This is a genomic window from Zavarzinella formosa DSM 19928, assembly GCF_000255705.1.
Lineage (GTDB): Bacteria > Planctomycetota > Planctomycetia > Gemmatales > Gemmataceae > Zavarzinella > Zavarzinella formosa.
Genome location: NZ_JH636446.1, coordinates 137784 through 154929, shown reverse-complemented (window position 1 = coordinate 154929; position 17146 = coordinate 137784). Strand labels below are relative to the sequence as shown.

Below are 17146 nucleotides of genomic sequence, written 5' to 3'. Positions count from 1 at the left end.
CGGCCATTCAAACGCCAGTCGTGTGAAGATCCTTCAAGCAGGTCTTCGCAAGACCCGGAAAACGGAATCGTGTGGTTTTCTTTGTCGGAGTTTCTTGAGTTTGGGCTTCGAGAGCCGCGGACGGACGGAATTGGTCCATTTGGGCCGCCAAGTTCCCCGGAGTCGTTGAGGCAGCCATGCTTGAAGCGCTTCCGGTCCGAGGGGCACAAGCAATTGCCCCGGATCGACGGAGGTGAGCAACCCCACGGAAGCGGTCAGTTCGGATCGCACGTCCCGGAACAGCATCTCTCTGGAGAGCGTCTCGGGTGGCCGGTCGTTGGCGACGGCCTCGCACTGGCACACCGTGCGAATCAGGTTGTAAACCACTAGGCGCAGGGACATCTGCAACAGCGTCGCCTCCGGGGTCGAGCCGATCAGCCGCTTCAAATCAAAGACCTCAGTGATTTCCTGAAACACCCCCTCAATGCCCCATCGCCGCCGGTAAACCTCCAGGAGTTCGGCCGCCGGGAAGGCGTCGGCGTCCGTCAGGTTGGTGATCACAATCAATTCATCGGCCTTGTCGAGCGGCAGGGAGATCCGGCGGACCCGGAGGCGCTCGCTTCGTTGCGGACCCCGGCAATTCCAGCCCGTCTCCTCCTCCCACGGCCGGCGGCATCAGCCCCCCGCCGGGATTCCACGGCCGGATCCCGCTCGAACACCGCCGAGCGGTTCAGCCAGACCACAAAATCCCCAGCCTCGGCGAACTGGCGGGCGTATTCCAGAAACTCGAACGCCCGGTCCGCCACGAACAACCGCTGACGGAGACAACCAGACCGTTGCCGAATACGCGCAGAAATGCGACGTGCATTCACCCAAGACATGGACCGAGGCTGAAATGACTGCGGGGAATCCCGTCAAATTCCAGTCCGGAACCATCGTCGCGACCGTGGGGGCGTCGAGCGTCGCGACCCGAGAGGAGATCACCAGACTCGTCCATCGCCACCTGTCACGAGATTGGGGCGACGTTGATGCGGCTGATGCGAAAGCCAACGAGCGTGCAGTGGCATGGCGAAAGCGTTTTGTCGAGTTATCGCGTGAAAGGTGAGAAGCTTTGGGCAATCACCGAGGCCGACAGATCTTCGACTTGCGTGCTGTCGCCGGAGGAATATTGACTTTGCAAGGCGACGGTTTACAGTTTCCGTTCCCATCCCTCACCGTGAGGATCGAATCGCTGCCCGCCCGGTTTTAGCGTTGATTCGTATGAGTCTTGGTTATCAGGCTTCATGTCCGGCTTGAGCGTATTACCCGGTACAATGTCGCCAATCTCAGCCTCGGCGGGATGAGCCACAAGCCAACGGATCTCAACCTGCACTCTGCACTTCCCGGTATTCTCTTCCACGGGGCCTTGTTTTCGGCGATCAATTTGAATGATGTAGCGCCTGCCATCGGTCAGAAACGCCAGATTCCCATGCAATGCCTTTGAGATGAGGTCGTTCTGAACTCCGACGGTGCCACCGCCTGCCAACAATTGCGCTGGGGTGTAATCGACGAAGGTTACATGCAGTGGCATGGGATGCGCTCCTCACATCTCGTTTAATCGAAACTATGTTTGGCAACCGCAAGCGTCTGCTGCCACTCCTCCGGAGTTACATCTTCACCGCTGTTTTCGTCGCGACCGGCTTGCCTTTTCCGGGCTGCCCCGAGTTCAGCAACGGCCAAATGCTTAGAGTCTTCTTGGTGAAACTTTGTGTGATCTTCGCGTCTTTGTGGCTAATGCCTTTTCTTCATTCCGCACCTGCCGAAGTGTCACTTCACCGGTTTCAGTGTCACCAATCGCACATCCATCACGGCGGCGGCCGTTTTCTTTTGCGGCTTGATCGCCAGCGTGTGGCGGCCTGCCTTGTCGATGGTCACCGTGCCGATCTCGCGGGGTTTGAAGTTTTGAAAGCCGCCGGTGTCTTCCACGATGAAGTTGAGCGTCTGCCCGCCGACTTCCACGTTCACGGAACTGCCGCCGTTGCCTTTGCCGCAACCTTGCAACACTTCGACGGTGAACTTGCCCGGCGTGGTGACGGTGAATTCCCACGATGCCCATTCTTGCGGATTCACCCAATAGCCCAGCGTGTTTTTGTGCGGCAACGGCTCATAGCGAAGCGTGACGCCATGCACTTCGGCCCAGCGGGCGGGCATTTGGATCATGCCGTCTTTGTCTTGCGGGTTCGGAGTATAGTTCGGATTTGGGGTCATCATCTTCGCCCCGACTTCCTTTTGCCAGGCAACCAGTTTCTCGTGCAGGTCCTTCACCACATCCGGCTTCTCGGCACTGAGGTTGCGGCCTTCGCCGGGGTCTTTTTTCAGGTCGAAAAGTTCCTGCCGTTGCAGGTCGAAGAATTCAATGAGTTTGTAATCGCCGACACGGATAGCCGCTCCCGGCCGGGCCGTTTGGTTGCTGTAGTGCGGGTAATGCCACACCAGCGTGTCCCGGCTTAGTTTCGTGCCATCGAAAACCGGGCGAATGTCCACACCATCCAAGAGAGTCGTCGGCTTTTGACCGGCAGCCGTTAGAAACGTCGGCAGAAAATCGAGGCAACTCACCGGCGTTTCGATCACCTGTCCGGCCTTGGAAACACCCGGCCAGCGCACGATCAGGGGCACACGAATGCCACCTTCGTATAGATGGCCTTTGCCTTCCCGCAACGGGCTGTTGATCGTCGGCGGCGTGCTCATTCCTTCCAACGTGGCCAGCCCGCCGTTGTCCGAGGTGAACACGACAATGGTGTTGTCGGCGAGTTTCAACTCATCAAGCGTGGCCAGAAGGACGCCGATGCCGTCGTCCAGGCTTTCGATCATCGCCGCATAGTTCGGGTTTCCTTGCTGGCCGGGTCCGCCCGCTTTGTATTTGGCAATTTTCTCGGGCTTGGCCTTGAGCGGCGTATGCGGAGCATAGTGGGCCAAATACAGAAAGAACGGCTTGTCCTTGCTCTCGGTGATGAACTTCTTGGCCTCGGCCGTCAGACGGTCCGTGAGATATTCCCCCTCGGGGGCGTTCTCCAAGCCCGGCATGACTTGAGCGCCTTTGGCCGCCTTGAACGGGGCGAAATAGCTCAGGGCCGTGCCGGTGTGATCGCCGCCGATGTTGACATCAAAGCCCCGGCTTTCCGGCGTGGCGTCTTTGCCGCCCAGATGCCATTTGCCCACCAAGGCCGTGCGATAACCGGCCTTTTTGAGCAAGCCCGGCAAGGTGGGAATGTCGGCTGGAAGATCGGCGACCAGCACGGGCCGCGAGAGCGGTTGATCCGGGCGATCCGGCCGGCCGGGAAGCCAGTCCGTGATGCCGACGCGGGCCGGATGCCGACCCGTCATAATGGCCGCTCGAGTCGGCGAGCAGACCGTCGAACCCGCATAGGCTTGGGTGAACCTGGCGCTATTCTTCGCCAACGCATCCAGATTCGGGGTCTTGTGATATCGGCTGCCATAACACCCAAGATCGGCCCAGCCGAGATCATCGGCCATGATGAACACCACATTAGGCGGCCGTTCCGCAGCCGTGGCCGCAAGGCCCAGAGAAATCGCCAGCAAGGAGAGAAGCCACTTCATCGGATGATCCCACAGGAAACCGGGTCAAGGAAACCAAGAGCATATCCGACCGGGGGGAAGACTCAAAGAAGGAAGTGGTTCCGGCAAGTTCAAAATCAAACCTTTGCCGGATGACGGATTCCAATGCGAAATCAAAGATTGGGATGGTGAAATTCCGACACTAATGCAAATATCGAATCATACTTTCGCCAAACTTTGCTGTTTAACATCAAAACAGGCGTAATCGCCTGATGAAGTGATGAATTGGACTGAGGATTCTTTGGAACACGGATATGTTCTGGACAGGCTTCCCGACGGCGGGTGGTGGCACATGCACTTCGGCCGGTCAGTTTGGACTTATCAGCGTGACTTGCTTGCCTGCCGGACCGATATCTTGGCGTGTGTGCGGCAGTTCGCCATCGGGGATGGGACGGTTGAGCAATGGCGTCAGGCAAAAGAGGGCTTCGACGATGGCGGTTTCAACGGGCATCGAGATTGTCGTCCGTGACTGTGCGGCCGAGCAGGTGTTGGTCTGGCTCGAAGCGGTTGCCGGTCCACTCACCGAGCCGCTGGATGGCGGCGGTGGCGAGGTGGTGTACGGCACCCGTCTGGGTACGTTGATCGTGCAACCCAACATGGAAGGCCCCGGCGGGATTGGCGTCTGGTTTAAGACGGCCGTGCTGCCGTGGGCGACGCCTGCGGCGTGCGCCCGGCAGGCCGCTCGTGAGTTGAATTGCGTCGTCTGGTGCGAACCTGGCGAGGATTACCCGGAGGTGCCTCCGCTCTCGCCCGTGTTTCTTGAGGTTGGCGGCGACAGAGAGCTATTGTTTGAGCCGCCCGAGACCTAACCATGCGCCGCATCTGAACCGGCTCACATTGGCGATTCCGGGAGTTCATTTCCCAGCGTGCCCGCCGGGCGGTGGCCGCAAAATTCCGCACGATGCCCGGCAAGCGATTCCTCATCCCCGACCAACAAGGGGCATTTTGGTGGCCATCACGGTCACGAACAGGACATTGGCGTCGAGAGGAAGGCCGGCCATGTGGATCACGGTGCGGGCCACGATGTCAACATCCATCGTGGGTTCGATCATGGTTTGGCCGTTGGCTTGGATGATGCCGGCCCGCATTTTGGCGGTCATTTCCGTGGCGGCGTTGCCGATATCGATTTGTCCGCAGGCGATGTCATATTTGCGCCCGTCGAGCGACGTGGATTTCGTCAAGCCGGTGATGGCGTGTTTGGTGGCGGTGTAAGGAGCGGAGTTCGGCCGGGGGGTCGTGGCCGAGATCGAGCCATTGTTGATGATTCGTCCCCCTCGGGGGGTTTGTTCTTTCATCAGGCGAAAAGCCGCCTGTGTGCAGAGGAACGGGCCGGTCAGGTTCACATCCACGACCTGCCGCCATTGTTCATAGGTCAGGTCTTCCAGCGGCACGCCGGGGGCGCCCATCCCGGCGTTATTGAATAGCAAGTCGAGCCGGCCAAAGGTCGCCTTGGTTTTCTCAAAAAGAGCCTCCACGGAAGCCGGATTACTCACGTCGGCCGGGACGACCAACGCCTTGGCCGTGTCCGGCCCCGCGAGTTTGGCAGTTTCCTCAAGCAGTTCCTGACGACGGCCGGCCAGAACGACCGAGTAGCCCTCCTTCAACAAGGCGATGGAAGTGGCCCGCCCGATGCCGGTTCCCGCTCCGGTGACAATGGCGATCTTTCCGCTGACGGTCATCATGTGCCCTCAAACAAAACTGGTTCAGATCGAGGATATGTGGTTTTTTCGCGGGGACGATCACGGATCAAAACGGGCGTCATTTCCGGTCTTGATTTTAAGTTCCCGGCGGGGAATCCTTGACCGTCGATTTCGTTTGCGGTACGATTCACATCTGATTGATCCCACCCGCCCGATTTCGCTCCTTTGCGACCTCCCACCGCAAAAAGTCATCCGCTCTCTTCCCGGAGAAGGTACATATGAGTCGGTTTCTCTGGTGCGTCGTCGCCTGTGCATTGACGACGGCCGCGATGGCCCAACAAAATCCCGGCTTGCCGTTGCCCCGGCTCGAAGTCGTCTCCCCGCCGGGGGCCAAGGCCGGAACGACCGTGGCCGAGGTCACGTTCACGGGAACCGATTTGGAGGAAACCGAATCGCTGATCTTCGGCCATCCGGGCATCACCGGCACGGTCATCATTCCTCCGGATCCCAAGGCGGACCCCAAGGTTGATCCGAAGACTCCGAAGATGCCCGCCCCGCCGCGACGGAAAGGGGGCGGCACCCCCACCGCCGTCAAGTTCAGCGTGAGCGTGGCCGCCAATGTGCCGGTCGGGCATTATGATGTCCGGGCCGTCAACAAATACGGGGTGAGCAATCCCCGCACGTTCGTGGTCGGCGACCTGCCCGAAGTGGCCGAAAAGGAACCGAACAACGACGTTCCCGAGGCCATGAAGATTGAGTTGAACACGACCGTCAACGGCACGTTTGGCGCTCCGGCCGACGTGGATTTGTTCATCATCACCGCGAAAAAAGGACAGCGAATCGTCCTGGCCTGCATGGCAGCCGTGCTGGATAGCAAGGCCCGGCCGCTGGTCGAAGTGTATGACCAGACCAACCGAAAGCTGGCCACCCAAAACGGGCCGGACGCGGTGACCGATTTCATCGCGCCGGCCGACGGGGAATACTTTGTGCGGGTGGCCGAGTTCACCTACACGGCCGGCAGTCCCCAGCATTTTTACCGGCTGACGGTGACCACCAACCCGTGGATCGATGCCGTGTTCCCCCCGATGGTCGAACCGGGCAAGCCGACGCCGGTGACCCTGTACGGCCGCAACCTCCCCGGCGGCCAGCCCGATCCGGGGACATTGATCAACGGCCGGCCCGTGGACAAACTGGTCGTGACCGTGAACGCCCCGAACACTCCGGACAAGCTGACCTTTCTCGGTCGCATTGATCCGCGTGTCGCCGGCGCGGATGGCTTCGAGTATCGACTGACCACGCCCACCGGTTCCTCAAATCCCGTGCTGATCGCCTTTGCCCAGGACAAAGTCGTCATTGAAAAGGAACCGAACGACAAACCCGAGCAGGCGATGGACGTTCCCGCCCCGTGTGAGATCGCCGGTCGCGTGGACAAGCGGAGCGACCGCGATTACTACGCGATCAACGCCAAGAAAGGGGAAACCTACCTCGTCGATTTGTGGTCGGACCGTCTCGGCGTGGACACCGATTTTCTCTTCACCGTCCGGGGGCCGAAGGCCACGACGGACATGATGGAAAAAGATGACACGGTCGAAACCCTCAGCACAACGCAGTTCTACACCCGGTCCTCCGATCCCGAACCATATAAGTTCACCGCCACGGAAGATGGCAAATATCTTGTGCAAGTGGCCAGCCGGGAATCAAGTTTCTTGTTTGGCCCCCACGTTTCCTACCGATTGCGGATCACCCCCGAAAAGCCGGATTTTCGGCTAGTGGTGATGCCGTCCAGCAAGAGCCAGCCGGATGTGACCGTGTTACGGGCCGACGGCGCCCAATACCTGGATGTCTTCGTGTTCCGGCAGGATGGTTTCACCGGCCCGGTGACTCTCACCGCCGAGGGACTGCCCGCCGGAGTGACGGCTCCCCCGCAAGTGGTCGGCAATGGCCAAAAAGCCGGCACGCTGGTGTTGCTCGCCGCCCCGACCGCCGCCACTTTTAACGGCACGTTCGTGGTGAAGGGAACGGCCGCCATCAACGGCAAGCAAGTGGTTCACGACGCCCGGCCGGCGACGATTGTTTGGGGAATGCAGCAACAAAACAACACCCCGACTATCACGCGGATGGATCAGGCGGTGATGCTGGCCGTGCGGGACAAGTCTTATTTCAAAGTCACGCTGCAACCGGAAAATGCGTTCGTCAAAATGGGGGAAAAGCTCCCCCAACCGCTGACGGCGAAGCCGGGCGAGAAGATCACCGTGCCGTTCACCGTCACGCGGATTTCCCCCGATGCCAAAGTGGCCATTAACCTGCAACAAATCGTCACCGGCGCCAACCCGCAGGCGATGCCGGTGACCGCCAACAACGGCCAGGCCCTCCCGGCCATCGCCCCGGACAAGGGAGATGGCACGATGGTGTTGGATGTCAAATCAACCGCCCTGCCGGGAACATATTGTGTGGTGTTGAAGGCCACCGCCACGATTCAATACGACAAAGATCCGATGGGCAAGGCCAAGAAACCGGTGACCGTGGAAACAGCCTCCACACCGTTGGTGCTGAAAGTACTTCCCCTGTCGCTCGCCAAAGTCACGGCTGTCCCGGCCGGGGCGCTCAAGGCGGGCATGACGGCCGAACTCGTCGTCAAAGTGGAACGCCAGTTCGACTACGCCGGGGACTTCAAAGTAAAGATCGTGCTTCCCCCGAACACGAAGGGCATCACGGTCGATGACGTGACCATTCCCGCCGGGGCGACGGAAGTGAAAGCCATCCTCAAGGCCGCCATTGATGTGCCGGCCGCCAATCTGCAGAGCATCGTCGTGACAGCCACCGGAACCTACGACGGCATCGCCATCCCGCAAGATGGCAAGTTCAACCTGAACGTGGAAAAGGCCCCGCCACCGCCCGTGAAAAAGGAAGAGCCGAAGAAGCCGGAGCCGAAGAAGGAAGAACCGAAAAAGAAGTGACACGGCAGGCGAAAAGACGACTTGGTGCTTCCATTACGCCCGAAAAGTAGGTCAGGCTTTCCAGCCTGACGGTTGGACTGACCGAGAGAGACGGCCGAAGCCCACGGGAAGGTTTGTCAGGCTGGAAAGCCTGACCTACTTTTCAGCCGCAATTGCATTTTGCCAAAATCATTTGGGAAGGCTTGGCAACCAAACCTTCGACCTTGGACTGGTGAATTTTTTCCGCATTCAAACGCTTTCATTGAGACACCCATATGCGTCGTTTAATATTGGCCATGCTTCTGGCGGCCCTGCCCGGCGGGTTGTTCGCCCAAGAGAAGAAGGACGCCAAACTGGAGCCGATCGCCGAGGTCAAGATTGATCGGAAAGACCCGGTTGTCTACGAAAAAGACATCGAGCCGATCTTTGCGAACAAGTGTTTCGTCTGCCATTCCGGCAAGGAAATCAACGGCAAGCTCGACCTGTCCACCTACGAGAAGCTGATGAAGGGGGGCAAGAAAGGCCCCCCCGTTGTCGCCGGGAAGTCGGCCGACAGCTATCTGTACAAGCTCTGCAGCCGGCAGCTCAAACCAATCATGCCGCCGAAGGATGAAACCCCGCTGACGCCGCCGGAACTGGCGCTCATCAAAATGTGGATCGATCAAGGGGCGAAGCCCCCCGTCGGCATGGGCATCCAGCGGCCGATGGTGGTGCTGTCCCAAATCCCGGCCATCGTGAAGCCGGTCCGGGCCGTCGGCATCAACGCGGACAAGTCCGTGGTGGCCGCCGGTCGCGGCAACCAGTTGCACTTCTACAAGGGCACGGGCGAGTTCATCAAAACCTTGATTGACCCGGCCCTGAAAACGACCGACGGCAAACCGGTTGTCGGCGCCCATCTGTCGCTGGTGGAGTCGCTGGCGTTCTCGCCGGACGGCAAGACGCTTGCCACGGGGAGCTATCGGGAAATGAAGCTCTGGGATGTGGACAAGGGCGAACTCAAGCAAACCATCACTGGCTTTGCGGATCGCGTTTATGCGATTGCGTATTCCAATGACGGCAAGTGGATCGCCACCGGCGGCGGGGCGGCCACGGAGGACGGCGAAGTGAAACTCTTCGACGCCGCCGGGAAATTGATTTTGGACATGAAGCCCACGCACAGCGATTCCGTCTTCGGCGTCAGCTTCAGCCCGGACAACACCAAACTCGCCACCTGCGGGGCGGACAAGTTCGTGAAGGTGTGGGAAATACCCTCTGGCAAACTCCTGAAGTCTTTCGAGGGGCACACCCACCATGTGTTGGATGTGGGCTGGAAGCCGGACGGCAAATTTCTGGCGAGCGGCAGCGCGGACAACAACGTGAAGGTGTGGGATTACGAAAAGGGCGAGCAAGCCCGGACGATCAACGCCCATCAGAAGCAAGTCACCCGGTTGGTGTTCGTCGGCAAGACCCCGACGTTCCTGACGGCCAGCGGCGACACCTCCGTGAAACTTTGGAACATCGACAACGGCGGCAACCAGCGAACCTTCTCGGGCGGCACGGACTTCCTGTACGCGGTGGCCGCGAGCACAGACGGCAAACTCGTCGCCACTGGCGGCGAGGATGGAATTGTCCGTCTCTACAACGGCGACACGGCGGCCCTCATCAAGCCCCTGCTTCCCCCCGGCGAAGAACCCAAGAAGGAAGAGCCGAAGAAAGAAGACCCGAAGACCAAGAAGAAGTAACCAGAGTTAGGAGTTTTTTGTCAAAACACACGTGAAGTGGACACGCCTCACGTGTGTTTTGACAAAAAAACTCAGCATATCCCTCACAAGTCCTAATCTATCGCTTGTTTCCCATTTTTCGTCTGAATTCTTCTTGTATTTGGCAATCACTCAGATTACGGTCAAACACATCTCATTTGTTCAAGTTTTGTGTCTTCAACTGTTGTCACTCTCCAGACAAATGTCATTCTTTCATTTTTGAATCAGGGGATATGCCATGCGACAGGTTCGGTCGAAACGTCGGGCGTTCACGCTCATTGAGTTGTTGGTGGTGATTGCGATCATCGCCATCCTCATCGGATTGCTTTTGCCCGCCGTGCAGAAGATCCGCGAGGCCGCCAACCGAATGAAATGCTCCAATAACCTGAAGCAACTCGGGCTGGCACTGCACAACTATCACGACGCCAACGGGTCGCTTCCGGCTGCCTTGCCGATGGGATATTTTTCAAGCACTTGGTATAGCGATGTCGGCGGCCGGGATAATGACCGCTCAGGATGGGTCGCCCCGATCCTGCCGTACATCGAACAGAATGCAATGGGGGCCCAAGTTCAGGCTTGGCTGACAACCCTGCCCGGTGTCACATGCGGCGCGCCCTTCTCAACGATTAAAATTCCGGGACTGATCTGCCCTTCCGACCCGAACGGCGGCAAGATCTCAAGTCTCGGCCAAGGTTTCCATTCCAGCTATGTGACCTGCCACGGCAACCAATACGCAACGGAAACCGCCGATCCTCGCGGGCTGAACCGCAATGGAATGTTTTACGGCATCTCGCAGGTGACCCTCGGCACCGTGACCGACGGATTGAGCAACACGGCGATGGTATCCGAACTTCTGCAATCGCCGGACACCACCACGCACGACATTCGCGGCCGGGTGTGGAATGCCATCCATGCCGGCATCACGTTCTCCACCATCTATCCGCCGAACTCCACGGTCGGCGACAACCCCGAGACGTATTGTAACCCTCTCCCGATGGCGCCGTGCGGCGCGCAATCCACTCTTTCGGCGTTTTCGCTGGCCCGGAGCATGCACACCGGCGGGGTGAATGTTTGTCTCGGCGACGGGTCTGTCCGGTTCGTCCGCAACACGATCACACCGGCCACCTGGCTGGCCCTCGGCAGTCGCAACGGTGGCGAAACCACTTCGGATTATTGATCGGCCACCGGGGCACACTTATGCGTCATTACTTGAGAAGGCTCGGAGCCATCCTCGCCTTGGGGGTGGTTGTCGCCCCGTTGACGGGATGTTCCGAGTCGATTTCCGAAGTTTCGGGAATCGTATTGATTGATGGAAAGCAACTCCCGGAGGGAGAGATCATCTTTGAGGCAACCGATGCCCAAACGACTCCCGCCGCCGGCCCGATCAAAGACGGGAAATACTCCGTCAAGATCGTGCCGGGATCAAAGAAGGTCCGGATCAACGCCTCCCGCCCGACGGCCAAACCGGACCCGGTGATGGGGACGGCGGCCCGCGAGTCGATGATTCGGCCCGAGTTCAACACTCGAACGCTACTGATCGCCGACTTGAAACCGGGGAAACAAGAGAATGTGAATTTCGAGGTGAAGGCGATTCCCTGATCAGAAGTTAAAAACAAGATTCATCGTCTTTTCAATCTCGCAAGCACCCGGCCAAAGACACCAATCCGGTGTCTTGAGGCCGCCTGTCCAACGGCGTTATTTTGCATTTATTTGCCAGCCCATGCTCCCGTTGACACTCTCGATTTTTTTGCGAGTAAATTTCTACTTGTGTTTGTTCGTCAGTCAGATTAATGTTAAATCTGTCTCATTTCTCACATGTTTTGTGTGACTGTTCCATCGCAAGCGCGTACGAATTTCATTTTTTATCCTTTGAATGAAGGAGTTGTGCCATGCTCTCCGTGGCTTCCAAACGACGCGGGTTCACGCTCATTGAATTGTTGGTGGTGATTGCGATCATCGCCATCCTGATCGGACTGTTGTTGCCGGCGGTGCAAAAAATCCGCGAGGCCGCGAACCGGATGAAATGCTCGAACAACCTCAAACAATGGGGCTTGGCGATGCATAACTACAACGACACCACTGGAGCGCTTCCCGCGTTCTCCACGTCAACCCCCAATCGTCAGACATGGGCTCCGATGGTGATGCCTTATCTGGAACAGGCAAATCTAGTGTCCTCCTACACAATGACCACGGACTGGTACAACCCGCCGAATCTGGCTTGTTCCCAAGTGCCGCTGGCCGTCCTTTATTGCCCCAGCGACCGCCCCGGCGGAATGTGGACGGACCAAAGCGGTTACCCGGCCGCTCGCGGCAATTACCTTGCTTGTTATGGCAATCTCACCTTCGGCGGCGGGGCCACCGGAACGGGTCGCGGCATCTTCGGCTGTTCGTCGATTGCCAACGCCGCCGGCAACCAGTTCACGGCTTATCAGACGGCGATCTCGCAGATCACGGACGGCACTTCAAACACGATCCTCATGTCCGAGATCATCATGGCCCGACAGGACAACAATCAAAACGGCGGTGGTGACTGGACAAAGGGGGACTTCCGGGGCCACATCTGGCACGATGCCTACATGGCCTCCCCGAGTCATTGCCCCAATATCTTCATGACGATCAACGGCCCCAACAGCTCCGTTCCGGACAATGCCCTGTGCGGAATTGTCGCGAACAACGACCCGAAAATGCCTTGCGCCGACAGCGGCACCACTTCGCGAGTCAACACCGCGAGAAGCCGGCACACCGGCGGCGTCAATGCGTTATATGGCGACGGTTCGATCCGTTTTGTCTCCAACACCATCACCACAAGCATCTGGCAGGCGATGGGGTCAATGGATGCCGGCGAGCCGATTTCGCAGTGATCCAACGCCCGTTTTCGTCCGGAAACGAGCCGCTCTTTTTCTCACGTTGGAAATCCTCTCCCATGAATCGCTTTGCGGGCGCCGCCCTCTGTTTGCTAATGTTCATCCTGCTCGCCGGTTGCGGCGATGACAAGGGAACGGTCGAGGGCACGGTGACCTTCGACGATCAACCGGTGAAAAGCGGAATCATCACTTTCGTGAAGTCCGACGGCGCCCTCGCCCGCGAAGGCGCGGTCATCAAGGACGGCAAGTTCAAAGCCAATGTCCCGCCGGGGCGATACAAGGTCGAACTCAGCGCCCAGCGAGTGGCCGGAACCAAGAAGCAAAAGGGTTTCGATGGCAAGCTGGAGGAGATTGAGATCACCGAAGAATTATTTCCCGAGCGGTTTAACACGAAATCCGAATTGAGCAAGGAGATCAAGCCCGGTTCAAATGAATTCAATTTGGATCTGAAGAGCAAGAAGTGATTGTGATCCCAAGCGGGCGAAGGCAATCATTCGCATATCGCTGATTGTTCTTGTAATCTCCGGGCGGGGCGATTACTGTTGGTTTTGTCTCATTTTTCAAATGTCATTTTTAGGCTGTTCCTGTCCGTTGTCGGATGTCATTTTTCCCTCTTTCTGTCTCAAGGAGACAAGTGATGAAACGTCGTTTGCAACATCGTCGGGCGTTCACGCTCATTGAGTTATTGGTGGTGATTGCGATCATCGCCATCCTGATCGGGCTGTTGTTGCCCGCTGTTCAAAAGATCCGCGAAGCCGCGAATCGGATGAAATGCACCAACAACATGAAGCAATTGGGCCTCGGGTTCCATAACCATCACGACACATACGGCACCCTGCCCGTCGGACAATACAACGATTTTTATTCCAATGACACCCCGTGGGTTCGCGGCTGTTGGGTTCAACCGCTGCTGCCGTTCATTGAGCAAAACAACCTTTACAACAATTATCTGGCCGAGCAAAGCCTCAACGGCCAGTGGGCCTTGCTGTGCGCTGACAAGCAAACCCTGATTCCATCACTGGTTTGCCCGTCCGACCTGAACAGCCCCAAAACGGACACAATCGACGGGAACACAGTCACCTACCCCAACGGGACCACGGCATCTCAGAAGCAGGGATTGCACACCAATTACGTGGTGTGCGCCGGCTCGACCACCTACGGCACCACGGGCAAGAATCTCAACGGGATGTTTTACGTCAAGTCCCAAACCCGCTTCGCCGACGTGACGGACGGGCTGTCGAACACGATCATGGCCGGTGAAATTTGCGTTTCCCGCGACACATCAGTCAATGACCTTCGCGGCCGATACAGCAACTCATGGGAAGGGAACAACTGGTTCAGTACGGCCAATCCTCCGAACACGTCCGTGACGGACGCGCAAACCTATCAAGGCGTCTCCATCCCCAAGGCCCCGATTACGACCATTGGCAACGACGGCACGCAGGCTCTCTACTCCCGAAGCTATCACACTGGCGGCGCCAACGCCCTGATGGGGGACGGCTCTTGCCGGTTCATGAAAAGCACGATCAACGCCGGAACATTCCAGGCTCTCGGCAGTCGCAACGGCGGGGAAGCCGTCACGCTTGATTGAGCCATTTGACAGAACCGAAAGCACAAGTTTACTAATCACCCACTGGCTGGAGGCGGCATGATTTGGCGAATTCAAACCATCATTGCGATGGCGATCATTTTGATGGCGGCAACAATAGGTTGTGATGACTCGGGAAAGGGCATGGTTCAAGTGGAGGGAGCGGTGAGCTTTGACGACGCTCCGTTGCCCGAGGGGGACATCATCTTTATCCCGTCGGACAAGCAATTCGGAGCGGAAGCCGGGAAGATCAAGGACGGGAAGTATTCGTTTAAAGCCCGGACCGGAGCCTCTAAAGTGGAGATCCGGGCCTCGCGGGAAGTCCCCGGCAAAAAAGGGCCAATGGGCGAACCGTTGATTGAGCCGTATGTCCCGGCCGCATACAACTCCAAATCCACGCTCACGGCCGATGTGAGCCCGGCCAAAAAGACTTTTGACTTTGCATTGAAATCCAAACCCTGACACATCATTGGTTGCAAAAAGCGAGGGAACCTGAGAGACCATCCACAAGATGGTCTCTCAGGTTCCCTCGCTTTTCATTACTGTCTGTTTAGTCTTCCAGCAATCGTTTCATCGAGAGGCGGGAGGCCGTCGTGTTGGCGTTGCCGGTGTAGAGGTATTTGCCGTCCGGGCTGAACGCCAGCGTTTGGATGGCGGCATCGAATTGACGGGCGACCGTGAGGCGGCCGGTCAGCACGTTCCACACGCGGATGGTGCAATCGTCGCTGGCCGAGACCAGCCAGCTACCATCCGGGCTAAAGGCCACGGCATTGACGCGGTCATGATGCCCCGGCAATTCAAACAGTTTTTCCTGAGTGTCGAAGTTCCACACGCCGACCGACACGCCCTTTTGGCTATAAATCCCGGCGGCGAGATACAGGCCGGTATAGTCGAAGGCCAGAGCGGTCACCCCGGCTTCGATGGTCAGGTGTTTGTCGCGGGCTTCCAAATCCCACACGCACAAGGCCCCGTCCGTGCCGGAGGTCGAAAGCCAGTCCAGCCCGCCAATGGCGACGAACTTGTTGTTTGGGTGGAAGGCGATGGCTTCCAGCGTGCTGTTGTCGGCGGCTTCCGGGATGACCAGAATGGCCTCGGGCACGCCGACCTTCCAGAGCCACATCAGGCCGTCGCTGCGGCTGGCGGTGGCGATCAGTTCCGAGTTCGCGGAAAACGTCGGCGACCCGATGGGGCCTTTCGTATGCGACAGCGTGGCCGCGGGCTTCTTGGCGGCGATGTCCCAAAGCGTCGCGTCGGGCGTCGCCCCGCTGGTGACAAGCCATTTGCCATTCGGGCTGACCGAAAGTTCGTTCGCGTCGCCGGTCACGGAGGCGGGCCAGTCTCGCTGGGAAGTCTCAGTGTTCCACGCCTGAAGCTGGCTGCCGGCCGTGCTGAAGAGGGTGTGACCGTTCAACACCACGCCGTGCCGGGCGCTGGGGTTCGGCCCGGCGACCAGCCGGCCCGTGGCCGTGTCCCAAATGTGGACGACGCGGTCGGCACCGGCCGAGGCCAGCCGGGTGCCGGAGGCATTGAAGGCCAGCGCGCGAATATCGTCCGTGTGCCCCCGAAGGGCGAAGTGGGCGGCGGCGTGACGGGGGTCGCCCCACAGGTGGATCGTGAAGTCCGAATCCGAACAGGCCAGCAAATGACCGGTCGGCGAGAACGCCAGCGTGTTCACTTGATCCGAATGAGCGTTGAGCAGCATGGTGGCGTCGTCACGCGACGGTTCCCACACACGGGCGGTCGTGTCCCAACCCACACTGATGAGAAATTCCCCGGCCGGATGCCAGGCCATCGCCGGAACACGGTCCGTGTGGCCACGCCACTCGCGGATTTGCTTTTTGGAGGTCAGATCCCAACCGTGGATCAGATGATCGTCCCCGGCGGTCGTGAGTTCGCGGCCGTCCGCGCTGAACGCGATGGACGAAACGGCGTCCTTGTGCGCGGTGAACTCGGCAATTAATTCCAGCTTGGGCAATTTCCAGAGTTTCACCATGCCGTCGTCGTGGCCACTGGCCAAGATGGAGGCCACGGGGGAAAACGCCAGACAATTGGCCCACGATTCGCCGGTGTGCCGAACCAACTCCTTCGCCTTGCCGGTGGACCAGAGGGCGATCTCGTTGGTGCCGGACGCGACCAAACTGGCGTCCGCGTTGAACACCCACACGTCCTCGGTGTCGCTCAGGAAATCCCGGTCGATCAACCGGCCGTCGCTCGTCCAGTGCCGCAGGATGCCGGCTTCTTCCATCGTCCAAAGCGTGTCGTCCGGGGCATAGCGCAGGGCGACCACCTCGCTGTCCGTGTGGAACAGCGGTTCGCCGTAGGTTTTGTCCACGAACGACGGCGGGACGGCGTAATCGGCAATCAGGGACGACAGAAGGGAGGCAGGTGAACTCATGGCATCTCAAGGCGAGAGAACCGGTGGCCGGGTGTGCGGATAATACCGGTCGCACGGAACAATCGGGTTTTGTTACCTTAACCCGCCAGTCGGGCTTTGGGAAGGAAACAATTCAGCTTAGTTCATCTTTTTGCCGTACGTGAATTCTTTGTGGAAAAGGGAGATTCGTCTTACATGAATCGGCCAACAGAAATTCCTGAAGTTGGCATGTGATTGTTGAGTTTGCCAATCATCGCTGAAAAATTGCCGCACTGCCGCCTAATTTGCCCGGCGTCGATCCTCTTAATTGTGCCAGAAAGTTGTTGCGGGTTGGGGACCCGGCCGATATCTTCGTGTGTTGCAACAGCTTAAGGTTTGCCCAAAATCCCACCCGCCAACAGTCGCCTGAAC

Annotated in this window: 14 protein-coding genes and 1 pseudogene; 10 read left to right on the top strand and 5 right to left on the bottom strand. The window is 58.6% G+C overall.

Features of this window, described 5'->3' with window-relative positions; translation table 11 throughout:
- Nucleotides 1-33 precede the first annotated feature (33 nt).
- The 3 genes and pseudogenes from BGIM_RS0135085 to BGIM_RS0135065 form a co-directional block, all read right to left on the bottom strand.
- Nucleotides 34-618: pseudogene (locus BGIM_RS0135085) on the bottom strand (transposase); the annotation flags it as partial.
- Between the two features lie 550 nt (nucleotides 619-1168).
- Nucleotides 1169-1549: a hypothetical protein gene (locus BGIM_RS0135070; RefSeq protein ID WP_020474331.1), complete on the bottom strand. Its 381-nt coding sequence runs from the start codon at nucleotides 1547-1549 to the stop codon at nucleotides 1169-1171.
- A gap of 236 nt (nucleotides 1550-1785) precedes the next feature.
- Nucleotides 1786-3576 carry a sulfatase-like hydrolase/transferase gene (locus BGIM_RS0135065; RefSeq protein ID WP_020474330.1) on the bottom strand — a complete coding sequence of 597 codons (1791 nt, stop codon included), beginning with the start codon at nucleotides 3574-3576 and terminating at the stop codon, nucleotides 1786-1788.
- Nucleotides 3577-3814: 238 nt separating this feature from the next.
- Between BGIM_RS0135065 and BGIM_RS65135 the strand changes: the two genes are divergently transcribed.
- Together BGIM_RS65135 and BGIM_RS0135060 are read left to right on the top strand one after the other, a co-directional pair.
- Complete coding sequence (locus tag BGIM_RS65135) at nucleotides 3815-4063, top strand: hypothetical protein (RefSeq protein ID WP_162136317.1); 249 nt, start codon at nucleotides 3815-3817, stop codon at nucleotides 4061-4063.
- Nucleotides 4026-4403: a hypothetical protein gene (locus BGIM_RS0135060; protein WP_020474329.1), complete on the top strand. Its 378-nt coding sequence runs from the start codon at nucleotides 4026-4028 to the stop codon at nucleotides 4401-4403. Before BGIM_RS65135 ends, BGIM_RS0135060 begins: the two co-directional genes overlap by 38 nt.
- A 111-nt stretch (nucleotides 4404-4514) precedes the next feature.
- Here the strand turns inward: BGIM_RS0135060 and BGIM_RS0135055 are convergent, their stop codons facing one another.
- On the bottom strand, nucleotides 4515-5273 hold the full coding sequence (locus BGIM_RS0135055) for an SDR family oxidoreductase (protein WP_029631242.1): 759 nt from the start codon (nucleotides 5271-5273) through the stop codon (nucleotides 4515-4517).
- A gap of 239 nt (nucleotides 5274-5512) precedes the next feature.
- Between BGIM_RS0135055 and BGIM_RS0135050 the strand changes: the two genes are divergently transcribed.
- The 8 genes from BGIM_RS0135050 (at nucleotide 5513) to BGIM_RS53970 (ending at nucleotide 14823) form a co-directional block, all read left to right on the top strand.
- Nucleotides 5513-8191 carry a hypothetical protein gene (locus BGIM_RS0135050; protein WP_020474327.1) on the top strand — a complete coding sequence of 893 codons (2679 nt, stop codon included), beginning with the start codon at nucleotides 5513-5515 and terminating at the stop codon, nucleotides 8189-8191.
- Between the two features lie 254 nt (nucleotides 8192-8445).
- The gene (locus BGIM_RS0135045; RefSeq protein WP_157369657.1) at nucleotides 8446-9891 is read left to right on the top strand and encodes a WD40 domain-containing protein; all 1446 of its coding nucleotides are present in this window, start codon (nucleotides 8446-8448) and stop codon (nucleotides 9889-9891) included.
- A gap of 256 nt (nucleotides 9892-10147) precedes the next feature.
- Nucleotides 10148-11086 (top strand): DUF1559 domain-containing protein, encoded by a 939-nt coding sequence (locus tag BGIM_RS0135040; protein ID WP_020474325.1) that lies wholly within the window; start codon nucleotides 10148-10150, stop codon nucleotides 11084-11086.
- Nucleotides 11087-11106: 20 nt separating this feature from the next.
- Nucleotides 11107-11508 carry a hypothetical protein gene (locus BGIM_RS0135035; RefSeq protein WP_020474324.1) on the top strand — a complete coding sequence of 134 codons (402 nt, stop codon included), beginning with the start codon at nucleotides 11107-11109 and terminating at the stop codon, nucleotides 11506-11508.
- A 290-nt stretch (nucleotides 11509-11798) separates the two neighbouring features.
- Nucleotides 11799-12770: a DUF1559 domain-containing protein gene (locus BGIM_RS0135030; protein ID WP_020474323.1), complete on the top strand. Its 972-nt coding sequence runs from the start codon at nucleotides 11799-11801 to the stop codon at nucleotides 12768-12770.
- 62 nt (nucleotides 12771-12832) lie between these two features.
- Complete coding sequence (locus tag BGIM_RS0135025) at nucleotides 12833-13237, top strand: peptidase associated/transthyretin-like domain-containing protein (RefSeq protein WP_020474322.1); 405 nt, start codon at nucleotides 12833-12835, stop codon at nucleotides 13235-13237.
- Nucleotides 13238-13410: 173 nt separating this feature from the next.
- Nucleotides 13411-14364 carry a DUF1559 domain-containing protein gene (locus tag BGIM_RS0135020; RefSeq protein WP_020474321.1) on the top strand — a complete coding sequence of 318 codons (954 nt, stop codon included), beginning with the start codon at nucleotides 13411-13413 and terminating at the stop codon, nucleotides 14362-14364.
- 57 nt (nucleotides 14365-14421) lie between these two features.
- The gene (locus BGIM_RS53970; protein ID WP_020474320.1) at nucleotides 14422-14823 is read left to right on the top strand and encodes a hypothetical protein; all 402 of its coding nucleotides are present in this window, start codon (nucleotides 14422-14424) and stop codon (nucleotides 14821-14823) included.
- A gap of 88 nt (nucleotides 14824-14911) precedes the next feature.
- Here the strand turns inward: BGIM_RS53970 and BGIM_RS0135010 are convergent, their stop codons facing one another.
- Nucleotides 14912-16756: a hypothetical protein gene (locus tag BGIM_RS0135010; protein ID WP_020474319.1), complete on the bottom strand. Its 1845-nt coding sequence runs from the start codon at nucleotides 16754-16756 to the stop codon at nucleotides 14912-14914.
- Nucleotides 16757-17146 lie beyond the last annotated feature (390 nt).